The 18766-nt window shown below is 33.9% G+C and carries 15 protein-coding genes; all 15 read right to left on the minus strand.

Features of this window, described 5'->3' with window-relative positions:
• Positions 1-29: 29 nt before the first annotated feature.
• The 15 genes from aspS to obgE all read right to left on the minus strand — a co-directional run bounded on the left by aspS (position 30) and on the right by obgE (position 18761).
• Positions 30-1796 carry an aspartate--tRNA ligase gene (gene aspS / locus KA900_RS07110; RefSeq protein WP_096809332.1) on the minus strand — a complete coding sequence of 589 codons (1767 nt, stop codon included), beginning with the start codon at positions 1794-1796 and terminating at the stop codon, positions 30-32.
• Positions 1797-1808: 12 nt separating this feature from the next.
• Positions 1809-3071, minus strand: a complete 1263-nt coding sequence (hisS, locus tag KA900_RS07115) for a histidine--tRNA ligase (protein WP_096809330.1) — start codon at positions 3069-3071, stop codon at positions 1809-1811.
• A gap of 334 nt (positions 3072-3405) precedes the next feature.
• Complete coding sequence (locus KA900_RS07120) at positions 3406-4281, minus strand: N-acetylmuramoyl-L-alanine amidase family protein (RefSeq protein ID WP_096823791.1); 876 nt, start codon at positions 4279-4281, stop codon at positions 3406-3408.
• On the minus strand, positions 4278-4730 hold the full coding sequence (gene dtd, locus KA900_RS07125; protein WP_096809326.1) for a D-aminoacyl-tRNA deacylase: 453 nt from the start codon (positions 4728-4730) through the stop codon (positions 4278-4280). Before dtd ends, KA900_RS07120 begins: the two co-directional genes overlap by 4 nt.
• Before the next feature lie 13 nt (positions 4731-4743).
• Positions 4744-6933, minus strand: a complete 2190-nt coding sequence (locus KA900_RS07130) for a RelA/SpoT family protein (RefSeq protein WP_103373277.1) — start codon at positions 6931-6933, stop codon at positions 4744-4746.
• Positions 6934-7246: 313 nt separating this feature from the next.
• On the minus strand, positions 7247-7765 hold the full coding sequence (locus tag KA900_RS07135; RefSeq protein WP_103373278.1) for an adenine phosphoribosyltransferase: 519 nt from the start codon (positions 7763-7765) through the stop codon (positions 7247-7249).
• A 15-nt stretch (positions 7766-7780) separates the two neighbouring features.
• Entirely contained in the window at positions 7781-10057 is a 2277-nt protein-coding gene (gene recJ / locus KA900_RS07140) for a single-stranded-DNA-specific exonuclease RecJ (protein WP_115342124.1), read from the minus strand.
• A gap of 230 nt (positions 10058-10287) precedes the next feature.
• Positions 10288-12564 carry a protein translocase subunit SecDF gene (secDF, locus tag KA900_RS07145; protein WP_210139410.1) on the minus strand — a complete coding sequence of 759 codons (2277 nt, stop codon included), beginning with the start codon at positions 12562-12564 and terminating at the stop codon, positions 10288-10290.
• Positions 12565-12882: 318 nt separating this feature from the next.
• Positions 12883-13143 carry a preprotein translocase subunit YajC gene (gene yajC / locus KA900_RS07150; RefSeq protein ID WP_019468514.1) on the minus strand — a complete coding sequence of 87 codons (261 nt, stop codon included), beginning with the start codon at positions 13141-13143 and terminating at the stop codon, positions 12883-12885.
• An 18-nt stretch (positions 13144-13161) separates the two neighbouring features.
• A complete protein-coding gene (gene tgt / locus KA900_RS07155; RefSeq protein WP_096809316.1) occupies positions 13162-14301 on the minus strand; it encodes a tRNA guanosine(34) transglycosylase Tgt in 1140 nt (379 codons plus the stop codon).
• A 20-nt stretch (positions 14302-14321) separates the two neighbouring features.
• Complete coding sequence (gene queA, locus KA900_RS07160) at positions 14322-15347, minus strand: tRNA preQ1(34) S-adenosylmethionine ribosyltransferase-isomerase QueA (protein ID WP_096809314.1); 1026 nt, start codon at positions 15345-15347, stop codon at positions 14322-14324.
• A 2-nt stretch (positions 15348-15349) separates the two neighbouring features.
• The gene (ruvB, locus tag KA900_RS07165) at positions 15350-16351 is read right to left on the minus strand and encodes a Holliday junction branch migration DNA helicase RuvB (protein WP_096809312.1); all 1002 of its coding nucleotides are present in this window, start codon (positions 16349-16351) and stop codon (positions 15350-15352) included.
• 35 nt (positions 16352-16386) lie between these two features.
• Positions 16387-16989 carry a Holliday junction branch migration protein RuvA gene (gene ruvA / locus KA900_RS07170; RefSeq protein ID WP_096809310.1) on the minus strand — a complete coding sequence of 201 codons (603 nt, stop codon included), beginning with the start codon at positions 16987-16989 and terminating at the stop codon, positions 16387-16389.
• Between the two features lie 12 nt (positions 16990-17001).
• Positions 17002-17457 (minus strand): ACT domain-containing protein, encoded by a 456-nt coding sequence (locus KA900_RS07175; protein ID WP_103373182.1) that lies wholly within the window; start codon positions 17455-17457, stop codon positions 17002-17004.
• A gap of 11 nt (positions 17458-17468) precedes the next feature.
• Positions 17469-18761: a GTPase ObgE gene (gene obgE, locus KA900_RS07180; protein ID WP_096809308.1), complete on the minus strand. Its 1293-nt coding sequence runs from the start codon at positions 18759-18761 to the stop codon at positions 17469-17471.
• Positions 18762-18766 lie beyond the last annotated feature (5 nt).

Below are 18766 nucleotides of genomic sequence, written 5' to 3' on the forward strand. Positions count from 1 at the left end.
AGCAAGAATTAAAACTTGGTCCATAAAAATTAATGTCTAATTCTTAATGATAATTCTTCTAATTGACTTTCAGAGACTTCACTAGGCGCGTTTGTTAATAAACACGTCGCAGAAGCTGTTTTAGGGAACGCGATTGTATCACGTAAATTTGTGCGACCTGTCAACAACATCACTAAACGGTCTAATCCTAATGCAATACCGCCATGTGGTGGCGCACCATATTTAAATGCATCTAATAAGAAACCAAACTGCTCTCTAGCTTGTTCTTCAGTAAATCCTAATACTTCAAACATTTTTGATTGTAAATCAGCGTTATGGATTCTAATAGATCCTCCACCTAATTCATAACCATTTAGCACAATGTCGTATGCATTCGCTTGAGCATTTTCAGGTTCATTATCTAATTTTTCAATATCTTCTTGTTTGGGAGCAGTAAATGGATGATGTGCTGCTGTATAACGTTTCAAGTCTTCATCATATTCAAGTAAAGGCCAGTCTGTTACCCATAAGAAGTTTAATTTACTTTCATCAATCAAATCTAATTCTTTAGCTAATTTCAATCTTAAAGCGCCTAAACTTTGAGCAACAACACTTGGTTTATCTGCTACAAATAATACTAAATCTCCTGAATTTGCACCAGTTAATGATTTTAGTTTATCAACATGTTCTGGTTCAAAGAATTTAGCTATAGGGCCATTTAAACCTTCATCAACCACTTTAACCCATGCTAACCCCTTAGCACCGTAAATATTGACAAATTCAGTTAACGCGTCGATATCTTTTCTAGTATAATTGTCAGAAGCACCTTCTGCCACAATTGCTTTTACTTGGCCATTATTATTCACTGCATCTTTGAAGACTTTGAAATCCATCATTTCACCAAGTTCTGAAACATTTATTAATTCCATACCAAAGCGTGTATCTGGTTTATCTGAACCAAAACGATCCATTGCTTCATTATAAGTCATTCTTGGGAATGGACGTGGTACTTCAACATTTTTAACATCTTTGACTACTTTTTGTAACATTTCTTCGCCTGTACCCATCACATCTTCTTGGTCAACGAAACTCATTTCAATATCAACTTGGGTGAATTCTGGTTGACGGTCAGCACGTAAGTCTTCATCACGGAAACATTTTACAATTTGGTAATACTTATCAAAACCACTAATCATTAACAATTGTTTAAATATTTGTGGTGATTGTGGCAAAGCATAAAATTCACCTTCATGTACGCGTGAGGGCACTAAATAGTCACGTGCGCCTTCTGGCGTTGATTTTGTCAACACTGGCGTTTCAATATCATAAAAGCCTTCAGCATCTAAATATTGTCTAATGGCACGTGTTGTTTGGTGCCTCATTTTAAAAGTTTGTGCTAATTCTTGACGTCTTAAATCGAGATATCTGTATTTTAATCTAATATTTTCATCTACATTTTGATTTTCTTCATTTAATGCGAACGGAGGCGTTTCAGCTTTATTTATAATTTGTATATCAGAAATTTGGACTTCTACTTGTCCTGTTGCAATCTTTGGATTAACTGTTTGTGGATCACGTTTTTTCACAATACCTTTAACTTCTACCACATATTCAGATCTGATCGTTTCAGCTGTTTGTAAAGCTTCTTTTGAAAAATCTGGGTTAAATACGATTTGTACATAACCTTCGCGGTCACGAAGGTCTACGAAGATAAGGCCACCTAAATCTCTACGGTTGTGTACCCAACCTTTCAATATAACTTCTTGTTCTAATAGTGATTCAGTAACTAAACCACAATAAGTTGTTCGTTTACTCATGCTATCTTCTCCTTAGTTTTTAAAATAATTAACAAGTTTACTTAACTCAATCAGGTCTGATTCACCAGATTGCATATCTTTAACATTTATTTTGTTATCTTCTAATTCTTGATCTCCGATAACTACCGTGTATTTAGCATTTAATCTATCAGCCTGTTTCATTTGACCTTTAACTTTACGCTCCATATAATCTTTATCGGCTTTGACACCATCCCTGCGTAAATCATTTAAAATTTTCACTGCGTATCGATCAGCTTCTTCTCCCATTGTGACGATAAACAAATCAAACTCATGTCCCATATCCAAATCAATGCCTTCTTCTTCTAAAGCAAGTAAGAGTCTTTCAATACTTAACGCAAAACCAATACCAGTTTGACTAGGACCATCAAGTAATTCTAATAATCCGTTATATCGGCCGCCACCACATAATGTAGTAATAGCGCCATCATAATTAGGGTTATCAATCATGAGCTCAAACGCTGTGTGTGTATAATAATCTAATCCTCTTACTAAGTTAGGGTCTTCTTCATATTTAATACCTAAATCGTCTAAATGTTGTTTCACTTCTGCAAAATACGCTTTTGAATCTTCATTTAAGTATTCTGTTATACGTGGCGCTGTTTTAACAGCTTCTTTATCTTTATCAACTTTACAATCTAAAATTCTCATTGGATTAGTGTGTAAGCGTGCTTGGCAATCTTTACAAAAATCTTCTATTACCGGTTCAAAATGTTTTACCAAAGCATTGTTATATTCTTTACGAGAATCAATATCACCAATACTATTGATAACCAATTTCAAATGTTTAAGTCCAAAGGATTGATAAATGTGCATGACCATTGCTAATATTTCAGCATCAATACTAGGATGCTCTGCGCCTATGGCTTCAACACCAAATTGGGTAAATTGGCGATAGCGCCCTTTTTGTTTTCGTTCATAACGGAACATCGGCCCGTTATAATATAACTTTACTGGTTGATTAGGTAAGCCTTGCATTTTATTTTCAATGTAAGAACGTACAACAGCAGCAGTCCCTTCTGGACGTAATGTAATACTGCGATCGCCTTTATCTTTAAAAGTATACATTTCTTTTTGAACGACATCAGTGGAATCACCGACACCCCGTGCAAATAATTCTGTACTTTCAAAAATTGGTGTACGAATTTCTTCATAATTATATAATTCCATTAATTGGTCTAATCGTGCTTCTATATATCGCCATTTTTTTGTTTCTTCTGGTAAAATATCTTGTGTTCCTCTAGGAATATTTATCATAAAATCTCTCCTTTTATACAATAAAAAAACCCTTGTATGACCTTAACAGTCATACAAGGGACGAATCTCCGTGTTGCCACCCTAATTGGTTATATATATAGCTATCTATAACCCACTTTATACGAATAACGTTCGTCACACGGCTTTATCTTCATAAAACACCTCTTCTTGTGTTCTAATTTCTAAATTACTAAGCATAATTTTCCAGCCTCGAATTATGTCTCTACGCATTAGCAAATGCTGTCTCTTCATCTAGAATAGTCAAGAATGATATCGGTTTTAATATAGAATTCATATCTAATAATAACGAGTTATCGATTAATATGCAACCTTTTTATTCTGAAAAGTATGCACTTAAACCATCAACAACTGCTTGTTCTACAATATGACGATGCAATTGATTCGTTATCATATTTTCATCGGTGGGGTTACTGATATAGCCTAACTCTAATAAAACAGCTGGTACATCCGTCTGTCTCAATACTTGGAAATTTTCTTGTCTAGCACCTTTATTTGTTAATAAAGCTTTCTTTTGTATGTAAGCATTCAATGTTTCGGCTAGTACTTTTTGATTATCTTTAAACCAATATACTGTAGTGCCATTGGCTTTAGAAGATTTTAAAGAATCGTTGTGTATACTGATATAGGCATCGCCTTTAATATTACGGTCATCTAAGCTAACATAGGTATCTGAGCTTCTCGTCATATTTACGGTCGCACCTTCTTTTTCTAAAAGTGTTTTGAGTTCTTTCGCTGTTTTCAAAGTATACACTTTCTCAGTACTATGCTTTTTGGTATTACTTGATGCTCCCTGATCACTACCTCCGTGACCAGGGTCAAGTACAATTGTTTTATCTTTTAAAGGGTTAGCGTTAGGATCTGCATCTGCTTGAATATCAAGATTAGTGTGCCAACCCGCTACCCAACCTTTATCTTTATGATTACTTGATTCTACTTCAATCCATTTACCAGATTTCCCAATTTTATTAAAATTTTGTCCTTGATCAACTGATTTTATCGCAGGATACACTGCATTAGGGCCTGTTCTTAAATCAGTATCTTCTGTAACATAAATCGAACTAGATTCTTCGTCATTATGATTTAAAAAAGCAATAATCATAAAAATAAAAATGACAAACGCTACCATAACAATGAGTGTCGGCAAATTCTTCAAATTATGTTTTTCTAACCAAGTATTGACTGTTTTCATACGATTTTGCCATCCTGACTTTCATATATAATCGTCACTGGTCCATCGTTGGCAATATTAACAAGCATGTCTGTTCCAAATTCACCAGTTAATACATTAATACCGTATGCGCGTATCGCGTCATTCAGCTTTTCATAAAATTCATTTGCTTTATCGGGAGGCATTGAATTTGTAAAGCCTGGTCTATTTCCTTTTTTTACATCAGCATAAAGTGTAAATTGCGAGATAGAAAGGACTTCGCCTTGTACTTGCTGTAGGTTGAGATTAAGTTTGCCATCTTCATCTTCAAATAGACGTGCGTTCACGATTTTTTTCGCTAATACATCGATATCCGCTTCAGTTGATGATTTGCCTACGCCTACTAACAAGCAATAACCCTTGTTTATCTTATTTTCGATAGATCCATTTGAAACAGATGCTTGTTTCACTCTTTGAACAACTACTTTCATGTATGTTTCACCTCTAATTCCAAACTCTTGTTACTGTATAAACATCTCCAAGTTGTTTAATTTTATCTACAACTTGATAAACTTCATTTACATTTTTTACCATTACGCCGATATTAATGACTGCATTTTTGTCAATATCTGAACGTCCAGAAACTTTCACTAAATTGCTTTTTGTCGAATTAACTGCTTGTAATACTTCGTTTAGTAACCCATTTCTATCGTAAGCAGTAACTTCTAAATCAACCTGGTAACGTTGCGTTGCATCTTTCGAACGTACCCATTCGACACTAATCAATCTTTCTTTTTCGTTTTTGATATTGGGACAATCTGTGCGATGCACCTTAATACCGTGCCCTTTAGTGATATAACCAACAATATCATCGCCAGGTATTGGATTACAACATTTTGACAATTTAATTAATACGTTTTCGATGCCTTCAACATATACACCGCTATCTGTAGTAATATCATTTTTAATCGGAACTGACTTTTGAACTTCTTGAACAGAATTTAATGCTTTTTGTTTATCTTGTATACGCTGTTTTTCAGTTAACTTATTAACGATTTGTAGTGCTGTTACACCGCCAAACCCAACTGCTGCAAATAAATCGTCTTCATTAGAAAAATTATATTTATCTTTGACCACTTCAATATTATCATCAGTCAAAACAGCATCCATTCTATAACCTTGGTCTTTTATTTCTGCTTCAACCATAAATTTACCTTTTTCAATATTAGAAGAACGATCTTGTTTTTTAAAGAAACTACGAATTTTACTCTTAGCGCTCGAAGATTTAACAATTTTCAGCCAATCACGACTTGGCCCATAGGAATGTTTGCTCGTTCTAATCTCAACAATATCGCCTGTTTGCAAAACGTAATCAATTGGTTCAATTTTTCCATTTACTTTAGCACCAATCATCTTATTTCCTACTTCACTATGTACAGCATAAGCAAAATCAATTGGGACAGCGCCATATGGTAATTCAATTACATCACTTTCTGGAGTAAAAGCGTATACTTTATCACTTTGCAAATCAAATTTTAAAGTTTCCATAAACTCTTCTGCATCTGTTGTAGTACTATCTGTTTCTGCTAATTCTTTAATCCAATTTAATTTTTTATTGAAATTTTGTGTTTTTTCAGTAACTTTTTTGCCTTCTTTGTACGCCCAATGTGCTGCAACCCCGTGTTCTGCAATTTCATGCATTTCAAAAGTTCTAATCTGAATTTCTAGAGGATCACCATTAGGGCCAACAACAGTAGTATGTAAGGATTGATACATGTTTTGTTTCGGCATTGCAATATAATCTTTAAACCTTCCAGGCATTGGTTTCCATAACGTATGTACGAGTCCTAAAACGGCATAGCAATCATTAATCGAATTTACAATAATTCTAATGGCTAATAAATCAAATATTTGATCGAATTGTTTCTTTTGTTTAACCATTTTTCTATAAATACTATAAATATGTTTAGGTCGCCCGTTTATATCTCCGATTATTTGCATTTTTTCCATCTCATCATCTATCCGATTAATGGCATTTTGTATATAATCTTCTCTTTCACTGCGCTTTTTTTTCATGAGATTAACGATACGGAAATATTGCACGCTATCTATATATCTAAGCGCAGTATCTTCTAGCTCCCATTTGATTGTATTAATCCCTAATCTGTGAGCTAAAGGCGCGTAGATTTCTAGCGTTTCTTTAGATATTCTTATTTGTTTTTCCCGTGGCATCGCTTTTAATGTTCTCATATTATGTAAGCGATCTGCTAATTTAACAAGGATAACACGAACGTCTTTTGCAATAGCTATAAACAGTTTACGGTGATTTTCAGCTTGTTGTTCTTCCTTAGAGCGATATTTAACTTTTTTAAGCTTAGTAACGCCTTCTACGATTACCGCAATTTCTTCGTTAAACATCCCTTTTACATCATCAAACGTATAAGGCGTGTCCTCAATAACGTCATGTAAAAAGCCTGCTACGATGGTTGGGCCATCTAAATGCATTTCAGTTAATATGCCAGCAACTTGAATGGGATGCATAATATATGGTAAACCGTTTTTTCGAAATTGACCTTCATGTGCCTCATAAGCTAGATGGTAACTTTTCAATACATATTCATATTCTTCCTTTGATAAATATGATTTTGCTTTGGATAATACTTCGTCCACACTGTATGGATATTCATTGTTCACTTAAGACACCCCTATACTAAATATTAATCGCTATTACATACCCAGTATTATTTTTATATCGATTGTAACGTATTTTTACGCTATTAGGTCAAATTATGTATAATAGTTATATAATACTACATGTTATTAAATAAATAAATGAGTACAGATAACAATTAGAAAAATGTAGCTAAATTTCAATTTTTTAATGCAAATAAAATATATTTTAATATAATACTTTATTAAGATTATTTCAATGTATATAAAAAACCAAATGAATCCACATCCAATGCGCTCATTTGGCTTTTTAAACTTATTCATTTATATATGAGATTTATTCGTCGTAAGATATTAAACTCATGACATCGTAATCTTTAATTTTTTCAATACCTTTTAAATATTTCAATTCTATAATAAAAGCAATACCTACAACAATACCACCTAATTGTTCAACTAATTTAATTGCTGCCTCTATTGTGCCACCAGTTGCTAATAAATCGTCTGTTATTAAAACGCGTTGTCCCGGTTTAATTGCGTCTCTATGCATTGTTAGTACATTAGTACCATATTCTAAGTTATATTCATAACGAATCACTTCTCTTGGAAGTTTGCCTTCTTTTCTAACTGGCGCAAATCCAATCCCCATTGAATACGCTACAGGACAGCCAATGATAAAACCTCTCGCTTCTGGCCCAACCACAACATCTACATCTCTTTGTTTTGCATACTCCACAATTTGATCTGTAGCATAGCCATAAGCTTCACCATTGTCCATTATAGTAGTAATATCTTTGAAGTTAACACCTGGTTGCGGCCAGTCTGAAACCTCAGATACATATTGTTTTAAATCCATTCAAACTTCCTCCTATTATTCTACCAATTCAGCCTTAAACCATTGCTTCAAGCGATTAAAATCTTCATAAAGCAATAACTTTTCAACTTCTATCCTATCAAGACGATTTTGATAATATTTACTTGTTGCAATGTCACGTTTTGTCGAAACACTGTTTAGCATTATTATACCATTTTCATCTTTAATAAACTCTAAATCTAAGAAAACTTTTAAGATAAATTTAAGCATACTCGGTTGAATATTAAGAAACTGGCTTAATTGCATACCTTCCTTAGCTAAATTTGTTTCTTTCTTAGACGCTAGTGCTTTAAAACATTGTTTAAACGTCTCCATTTTTGGCATACCTTCAAAATATATAGAACGTTCATGATTTAGCACAAGATAAATTTGAGATACGTCAACTGTTTTTAAAGTAGTTTTTAATTCAGTGATTGATGTAGGTAAATCTCTAAATACATATTTATCATATTTATTAATAATGTCCTCACCATAATAGTAATAATTCTCACCTAATTTTTCACTTTTTTTATGAATTAAATAAGCAACGTCTTCAGCATCAGCATTTAACTCGCTCACTTTACGTTTACTTCTATAATCCAATATCTGCAAATTATTACTCGCTAAATCTGCAACCATAAATTGTGGAGATTGAAATCCATTCCATTCATTAATTTGTAAAGTACCTATTAAATTAATCGGCTGTTGTACACCTAGTTCTTTAACTAAATAGCCATTTTGCCAAAAAATAGCCTGTAATTGACTATCCCCTAATACAAGTTTTAAATGATTTTTGTCTTGACCAATACCTTTTGCTTGTTGAACAATAATATCTTGTAATTCAAAACAAGGGCTGGAAAAATCTGTTCCAAATGGACGGAGCCTATGAATATCTTTAATATTTTTTATTGTAATATCACTTTCTAATATTTTTACATCCACTTTTTTCCGCGGTTCTAAAGAAGTCGTTTCTGCTAATTGAGCCATCCAACCGTTTAAACCATGTTGTAGATCTTGTATATTTTCGATTGGCATCGTAACACCCGCTGCCATATGATGACCGCCAAATTTAGAAATTAACTCTGAATGTGCACTTAAAATTTCAAACATCGAAACTTGGTCAATACTACGAGCTGAGCCCTTCGCATGGTTTTGCGCTTGATCAATGTTTAAAATTAATGTAGGAAGACTGTATGTTTCTACAATTTTTGAAGCTACAATTCCGAGTACGCCTTCATGCCAGTCCGGTTGTGCTAACAATAAGAACTTAGAACCATCTTGCACCTGTTGCTCTGCCATTACTAATGCTTCTTCGGTAATTTGTGAGACGATATCTTTACGTTCTTGGTTAAAAAATTCAACTTGTTCAGCTAAAAATTCCGCTTCTTCTTCAGTTTCTGTCATTAATAACTCGACAGCTAGTGCAGCATCTTCTAAACGACCTACTGCGTTTAAACGCGGGCCGATAACAAAACCAACAGTTTCTTCATTGATTTCATCATTGCAACCTGCTTGTTTTAAAATCGCTTTTATTGATAATGGACAGTGTTGATTTAACGCGTCTAAACCGCGTTGAACAAGTGAACGATTTTCATCCGTTAATGATACTAAATCTGCAATCGTTCCAATAGCTACTAAACCAAGAAAATGGGTTGGTGGTTCAGTCAATAAACACTGTGCCAATTTATACGCCACGCCAGCACCGCACAAATATTTAAAAGGATAATCAAACCCAGGATGCATTGGATGTACAATTGCATATGCGTTAGGCATTGTACGACCAATCTCATGATGATCTGTAACAATTACATCTACACCTAATTCTTGAATCATTTGGATTTCATCATGGCCTTGAATGCCATTGTCTACTGTTATAATTAGTGAAATGCCTTCCTCATAAGCGTTTTTAAAGGCCATCTCGTTAGGTCCATAGCCTTCAGAAAAACGGTTTGGAATATACCAACCTACATGCGCTCCAAGTGCTTTAAGTGTAGAAACTAATATTGTTGTAGAAGTGACACCATCAGCATCGTAATCACCATATACTAAAATTTTTTGGTTTTGATCTATAGCTAGATTAATACGCTCCACAGCCTTATGCATATCACTCATTGTCCACGGATCGTGCGCAATTTGTGTACCGTTTAAAAGTTCACGAATTGCAGTTTCTTCTGTTATCCCTTTACTTTCCAGAATTTTTTTTACAATAGGAGTTAGCTTTAAATCTGTTGAAACATCTTCTGTAATTTCAACTTCAGGTAATTTAACGTCCCAATTATATTTTGATTTAATCATACTATTCTCCCTCATTTCCACAAGCAATTATACAAAAGAAATTCAAAAATAAAAAGTAGTAACCTTTAATTTAGATATAGATTTGAGCTTCTTATTAACTGTTAAGGTATATCTATGAAATCTTACCATAATTTTTTAAATACAATTATTTGATTTGACCTGTTTCATAAAAAGTAAAAGCGACTAGATTCCAAATTGGAATTTAGTCGCTTTAATTAAAACTCAAGTTATTATACTAAGATTTTTTCATCGTTTGATTTTTTCTCTTTATAAACTATAAGTTTATGATCATCTGATTTTTTAAGTTGACGTTTTTTCATAATGCCCCACAGTGGCACGGCAATAAATACAGATGAGAATACACCACTTATGAGACCAATTAACAATGCTAATGAGAAATTAAAGATACTTGGTGCACCAAATGCAAGTAATGCAACAACTACAATTATAACAGTCAATACTGTATTGATGGAGCGTGTCATTGTTTGTCGAATCGATCTATTAACGATATCGTCTATTTGTGAAGGTTTGGTGATTACTTTAATTTTATGCAAGTTCTCACGTACCCTATCAAACGTTACAATTGTGTCATTGATGGAATAACCAATAATTGTTAATACTGCAGCGATAAATGTAATATCGATTTCAAGTCTAAACAGACTGAACACAGCGATAATCATAAATGCATCGTGTAGTAACGCGAGCACTGATGATAATCCCATGCGCCATTCAAATCTAAAGGTAATATAAATGATAATACCAATCGCGGCATATAATAAGGCCATAATTGCATTTTTAGCTAATTCCTGACCAATTACAGGGGAAACAGTGTTAACCGTTGGGTCATTGCCAAATGAATCATCAATGGTATTTTTGATTTTTGAAACTTCGTCTTTTGATAAATCATTTTTAAATTGTACTGTAACGTTTTTACCGTTTTCACCTAATGATACTTGTGTTGGTTTAAAGTTTTCATCTTCCAATGTTTGGGTCACTTTTGCTTCAGAGACTTTATCGTTTGATTCGAAGTCAACTCTTGTACCACTTGTAAAATCTATACCTAAGTTTAATTTGAAAACAAATAATATAACTGCACCAATAATCAATATGATAATACTTAAAGATAGTAATGGCTTAGCTAACTTCATGAAATCCCAACGTTCATATGGTGTTTTGAGGTCATGAACTTCTTTGCCTTCATTTATATCTGCAATGTTTTTCTTACTAACTCCAAATAACCAAGTAGATTTTTTAAAGTAATTTGAAGAAACTAGAAGTGATAGCAACCATCTTGATAAGAATACAGCTGTAACAAATATCATTAAGATACCAAGTAATAACATTGTGGCAAAACCTTTAACTGAGCTTTCACCAAAGAAAAACAGTACAGCAGCTGCAATTACTGTTGTAAGTTGCGCATCTACTATAGTTAAGAAGGAACTCTTATTCGCTTTTTTATAAGCTTGTTTAAGGGTTCGCCCAATTTTAAGCTCATCTTTAATCCGCTCGTACATAATAATGTTAGCATCTACTGCCATACCAACACCTAGTACTAATGCGGCTAAACCTGGTAAAGTTAATACGCCTGATATGAAATTAAATGCTACCAATGTTAAATAAATATAAACAGTTAGCGCAATAACTGCAACTAAACCTGGTAAACGATAAAAGCCTAGCATAAATAAGTAAATAACAGCTATACCAATTGCTGCTGCAAGTATCGTTTTATCTAACGCATCTTGACCAAACTGAGCGCCTACAGAGTTAGAGTAAATCTCATTTAAGTCTACAGGTAAAGAACCAGAATTTAATAAATCAGCTATTTGTTTAGCTTCTTCAATACCTTCTTCCCCTTTAAAACCACCAGAAATTTCTACACTATCTGAATTAATCGGCTTATCTACTGATGCAGCAGATACATATTTAGGGTCTTCTTTATTCATTTCTTTATGATAAGTGTCACCTTTTTCGTGATCTAACCATACAACCATGACATTTTCATCTTTTTTAGAAATTTCTTCAGTTACTTTTTTAAATTTATCACTATCTTTTAATTTAAATGTAACTGCGGGTTCATTTGTATTCTGTTTAAACTCTTGTTTTGCGGAACCTTGTTGAATATCTTTACCCGTTAATTTGACGTTATCATTTGCGTCACGAATTGTTAAATTAGCTTGCGAAGACAAAATTTCTCTGGCTTGAGATTGGTTTTTCACGCCTGCTAATTGTACCCGAATTCTGTTTTTGTCTTCCACTTGAATTTTAGGTTCTGAGACTCCTAAAACATTCACACGGTTTTCAAGTGTTTTTGCTGTGGCTTTTACCGCTTTATCATCATTTTTATCTCCTTCTTGTAAAGGATCAACTTGGTATAAGACTTCAAAGCCACCTTGTAAGTCTAAACCGAGGCTGACATTCTTAACTACATTTTTATATGTAAGTCCTATTCCGCCTAACAATAGAACTACAAGTAATATAAATGCAACTATTCTACTACTTTTCTTCACTTGAACACCTCATTGTAAGCTTATGTTATCAATTCAAATTCAATCGCGTTTCTCTACGTTTAATAAATTGATTAAACTTTTCTAAATAACCTTTCATATTTTAACATATTACATTTAGTGTAAAAACAAACTTAACCTATTTGTAATTACTTTTTAAATGTAAGTGCTTCATATGTAATGTTTATTTAGTTTCGTTATTTATGCGATTTTGTCTATCTTTTATTATAACACCAACTATGACTTCAAAGTCCAATAACTTTAGGTTTTTATTAAACAAAAAACGAACTGATAGTAAATATCAGTTCGTAATTATCAATTTTATGATGGATCAACTTGTTTAATTGCTGGTTTTTCTAAAGTAATTTCAGTGCCATTACCATTTAAAGTTAATACAACAGTTGTTTCATCGACGCTACGGACAGTGCCTTTGATGCCACCAATAGTTGTTACATGTTGACCAGATGAAATTTGACTTATCATTTCACGATGCTCTTTTGCCTTTTTCTGTTGTGGTCTAATTAAGAAGAACCACATTAATACTAATAATAAAATCGGTAATATCAATGAAGTAAATTGCATAAAGTTATTTCTCCCTTTTTAAAAGTTTTTTGGGTTTTCTACATTAAGTCCATACTGTTCAAAAAATTCTTCTTTAAAATCAAGTAAACGATCATCGCGAATAGCTTGTCGAATGTTTTCCATTAATTTCAGCAAGAAATGTAAATTATGATAAGTAGTAAGACGGATACCAAAAGTTTCTTCTGCTTTTATTAAATGTCTTATGTAAGCTCTACTATAATTTTTACAAGTATAGCAGTCACAATTTTCATCAAGCGGGCCTAAATCTTCTGCGTATTTAGCATTTTTAATAGTCACACGGCCATGTGAAGTCATACATGTACCATTACGTGCAATACGTGTTGGTAAAACACAGTCAAACATATCCATACCTCTAATGCTGCATTCTATTAATGCATCTGGCGATCCCACACCCATTAAATAACGTGGCTTATCTTTAGGCATAAATTGTTGTGTATGTGATACCATATCGTACATTACAGGTTTTGGTTCCCCTACTGATAAACCTCCAATGGCATATCCAGGAAAATCCAATGCTACTAATTCTTCGGCACTTTGTTGTCTTAAATCTTTATATTCTCCGCCTTGAATAATACCAAATAATGCTTGATCTTCAGGTCTTTGATGTGCTTGTAAACATCTAGCGGCCCATCTACTTGTTCTTTCGATTGAATCTTTCACGTACTTATATTCAGCTGGCATAGGCGGGCATTCATCAAATGCCATCATAATATCTGAACCTAAATCATTTTGAATCTGCATTGATTTTTCAGGACTCAAAAATAGTTTAGAACCATTTGTATGATGACGGAATTCAACACCTTCTTCAGTAATTTTTCGTAAATTACTTAAACTGAATACTTGAAAACCACCTGAATCTGTCAGTATTGGACCATTCCAGTTCATGAACTGATGTAATCCCCCACTCTTTTTGATAATATCATTTCCTGGTTGTAACCACAAATGATATGTGTTTCCTAATATAATTTTCGCTTCCATCTGATGTAGTTCTTCTGGACTCATCGTTTTAACTGTAGCTTTTGTACCTACGGGCATAAACATGGGTGTTTCAAATGACCCATGTGGCGTATGTACAATGCCTAATCTAGCTCCAGATTGTTTACATGTTTTAATATGTTCATATGTTACCGCAGGCATACAAATGCTCCTTTCATTCCCTAAATAATTAACATTGCATCGCCAAAACTAAAGAATCTATACTCAGATTTCACGGCTTGATGATACGCATTTAAAATATAATCTTTTGTACTAAATGCAGAAACTAACATGACTAACGTTGATTTCGGTAAATGGAAATTTGTGATTAATCCATCTATCGCTTTAAATTCAAAGCCAGGAAAAATAAAAATATCAGTCCAACCACTATCTGCTACAAATTCATTATGAGATGCTCTTATTGTTTCTAAAGTTCTAGTAGATGTCGTACCTACTGAAATGACACGATGACCTTTCGCTTTTGTCTCATTTAACAAATCAGCTGTTTCTTGATCCATCTGATAATATTCGCTATGCATTTCATGATCATCTATATTTTCAACACTTACAGGTCTAAATGTACCTAATCCTACATGCAACGTAATAAAAGTTATATTCACGCCTTTAGCTTTGATCTGTTCAAGTAATTCATCTGTAAAATGGAGTCCAGCCGTTGGAGCAGCAGCTGATCCTGAGGCTTTAGCATATACTGTCTGATAACGATCTGGGTCATCTAACCGCTCTTTTATATATGGTGGTAATGGCATTTCACCTAGTTCATCTAATCGCTCTTGTAATATACCATCATAATCAAGGCGCATAATGCGTCCGCCTTGATTTAATTCTTCCACACATTCAGCTATTATTTTACCATCACCGAATGATAATTTATCCCCTGTTTTTATTCTTTTCGCTGGTTTCAATAATACTTCCCAATCATCGTCTTCAAGTTGTGTAAGCATCAACATTTCTACTTTCGCACCAGTTTCTTCTTTTAAGCCAAATAAGCGCGCTGGCATGACTCTCGTATCATTGAGTACTAATGTATCTCCAGCTTGTAAATAGTCAATTACATTTTTAAAGTATTTATGTTCAATATCTCCCGTTTTTCTTCCAAGGACAAGCAATCTACTCTCATCTCTATTTTTTAAAGGGGTTTGTGCAATTAATGATTCTGGTAAATGGTAATCAAAAGATTCAATATCCAAAACTATTCCTTCTTTCTATCCTTACTAAAGTGTTCATAGGCATAAGCTGTTGCTTTACGCCCTCTAGGTGTACGTTCGATAAATCCTTTTTGTATTAAAAACGGTTCATAAACATCTTCTATTGTAACGCGTTCTTCACCAATAGAAACAGCAATTGTATCTAAACCAACAGGTCCACCATTATATTGTTCTAATATACAATTCATCATTTTATGATCGATATAATCTAACCCTTCATCATCTACTTGTAGCAATGCTAGTGATTGTTTCGTCGTACCGATACTAATCAATTCATCTTCTTTAACTTGTTGGAAATCCCTTACACGCTTTAATAATCGATTAGCAACTCTTGGGGTACCTCTACTTCTCTTAGCTAATTCTATTGCACTTTCATCATCAATAGATGTGCCTAATACCTCTGCTGTACGAATGATAATTTCTTTTAATTCAGGTTCTTTATAATATTCCAATCTGAGATGAACGCCGAATCTATCACGTAAAGGTGCTGTTAAACTACCCGCTCTAGTCGTGGCACCAATCAATGTAAAAGGCGGTAAATCTATACGTATACTTCGTGCTTCTTCCCCTTTGCCAATAACAATATCTAAGAAAAAATCTTCCATAGCTGGGTATAACACTTCTTCAACTACGCTACTTAATCTATGGATTTCGTCGATGAACAATACGTCTCCGGGTTGCAAACTAGAAAGAATAGCTGCTAAGTCACCTGGGCGTTCAATAGAGGGACCAGAAATTGTTCTAATATTAACTTCCATTTCATTGGCAATAATATTAGATAAAGTTGTTTTTCCTAATCCAGGGGGGCCAAACAATAGAACGTGGTCTAACGGTTCTTGCCTAATTTTAGCTGCTTTTATAAAAACTTCTAAATTTGATTTAATCGTTGATTGTCCTATATATTGACGCAATCTTTCTGGCCTTAAAGATAATTCAAATGATGATTCCTCTTCGTGCATAGATTGATCTACCATTCTATCATCCATTGATCATTCCCCCTTCACTAAAATTCAACAAAAAACTAAGATATAAGTAACTGCAAACCTCGCTTAACAGCATCATCTACAGATTCAAAAGTTTCTTTGTTTAATGTTTTTTCTACTTTATTAAGTTCTCTCTTAGAATATCCTAATGCCTCTAAAGCAAGTAATGCTTCTTTTACGCTTTCAGAATTTTGATGTCCGTTTTGATTCGCATTTAATAATTGACCGCTATCTTCTTCAGTCACTTGAACTTTACCCTTAAGATCCAAAACAATTTGGCGAGCAGTTTTTTTACCTATCCCGGGGAATTTTGTTAAATAAGCATCATTTTCGTTTTCAATCGCTATTTTAACTTCGTTTGGTGAACTACTAGCTAAAATTGCTAAAGCTGATTTCGGTCCAATGCCAGTAACTTTAATCAAACTGAGAAACATGTCTTTTTCTTCTTGGTTATAAAAACCATAAAGTAGTTGTGCATCTTCTCTTACAATCAACGATGTATGAATTAATATATCTTGGTCTTTATATTTTTGAAAACGATATGAATTGGGTGTTTGAATTTCATAACCTACACCAGCAGCTTCAAGCACTACGTGTGTAGGATTTAAAACAGTTAATGTTCCTTTAATATATGCGTACACAGTCACACTTCCTTATATAGTCATACTAATTAATTCAACATTAGAAATATGCTCAATCATTTTTAATGATTCCATCACTTCATCAATTTCTAAATCTGTATCTTTACCGTCTAACGATAGCGTAATAGTTGCTCTACCATCCATTGGTATACTTTGATGAATCGTTAACACTGACAAATTTAATTTAGAAAGTGTATTTAAGACTTCAGCTAACATGCCTATAATATCATTGACATACAATATCAAAGTAAACTCTCTTGTTTCTTCTAGTTTTTCATCTATAGGAAAGATAGTATCTCGATATTTATAAAATGCACTTCTAGATAAATCAAATTGTTTAACTGCTTCAAATATGGACAATGATGGATTGTTTTTCAAAACTTCTTTTATTTGTAAAGTTTTGACTACTGATTCTGGTAATACATCTTCACGGATTAAATAAAACCTTTTATTTTCTTTTTTGTCCATATTAAGCACTCCTATTCTACAAATTCGAATTCTCCGCCAAGTATTCTTACAATGTCTCCATTTTTACATCCACGTGCACGCAAGGCGTCATCGATGCCCATCGAACGCATTTGACGAGCAAAACGTCTTACAGCTGGATCGCTATTAAAGTCTGTCATTTTGAACATTCTTTCAATTGCTTTACCTCTTACGACATAAGCGGCATCATCATCTCTCGTAATTGTAAACGCGTCTTGACTAGGCGTATGTTTATAAACTACTCTATTTACGCCTAGATCTTCTTCCTCTTTATTGAAATCAATATCTTTCACTTCTTCTAATGTCTCAGCAATAGCGTATAATAATTCATCTATATGGTCATGCATAACTGTTGATAACGGCACAATACGGATATGTTCGTCATTGAGTTTTTCTTTAAAAATAGCTAGATTTTCCTCTGCTTCAGGTATATCCATTTTATTAGCTACAACAATTTGTGGTCTGTCTTCCAATCTATGCTCATACGCTTTTAATTCTTCATTAATTACTCGATAATCTTCATAAGGGTCACGACCTTCAGAACCACTCATATCAATCATATGCACAATAACTTTAGTTCTTTCCACATGTCTTAAAAATTGATGTCCTAATCCAATGCCTTCAGAAGCCCCTTCAATAAGCCCAGGCAAATCTGCCATCACAAAACTTCTATTATCTTTCGTAGATACCACGCCTAAATTAGGCTTGATCGTCGTAAAGTGATAAGCGCCGATTTTGGGTTTTGCTTTTGAAACTGTAGACAATAACGTAGATTTACCTACACTTGGGAAACCAACTAATCCGACATCCGCCAGTAATTTTAATTCTAAAGTAACCTCGATTTCTTCTCCTGGCTCGCCATTCTCGCTGAAATCAGGCGCTGGGTTTCTCGGAGAAGCGAAACGTGAATTACCACGGCCTCCTCTGCCGCCTCTAGCTACTGTTGCGCGTTGCCCGTTTTCTACTAAATCAGCTAACACTTCTTCAGTATCAACACTTTTAATAATCGTGCCTGGTGGTACTTTTAAAACTAAGTGTTCAGCATTTTTACCGTGCATATTACTACTCTGGCCACCTTCGCCTCTTTTAGCTTTGAAATGTGTTTGGTATCTAAAATCTAATAGTGTTCTTAGACCTTCATCCACCTCAAAAACAATTGAAGCACCGTCACCGCCGTCGCCACCAGCCGGACCACCAAATGGCACATATTTTTCTCTTCTATAGGCAGTTATACCATTACCGCCATCACCTGCTTTAAGTGATATTTTAACTTGATCGACAAACATGATTT

This window comes from Staphylococcus sp. GDY8P120P, from assembly GCF_017892065.1.
GTDB lineage: Bacteria > Bacillota > Bacilli > Staphylococcales > Staphylococcaceae > Staphylococcus > Staphylococcus nepalensis.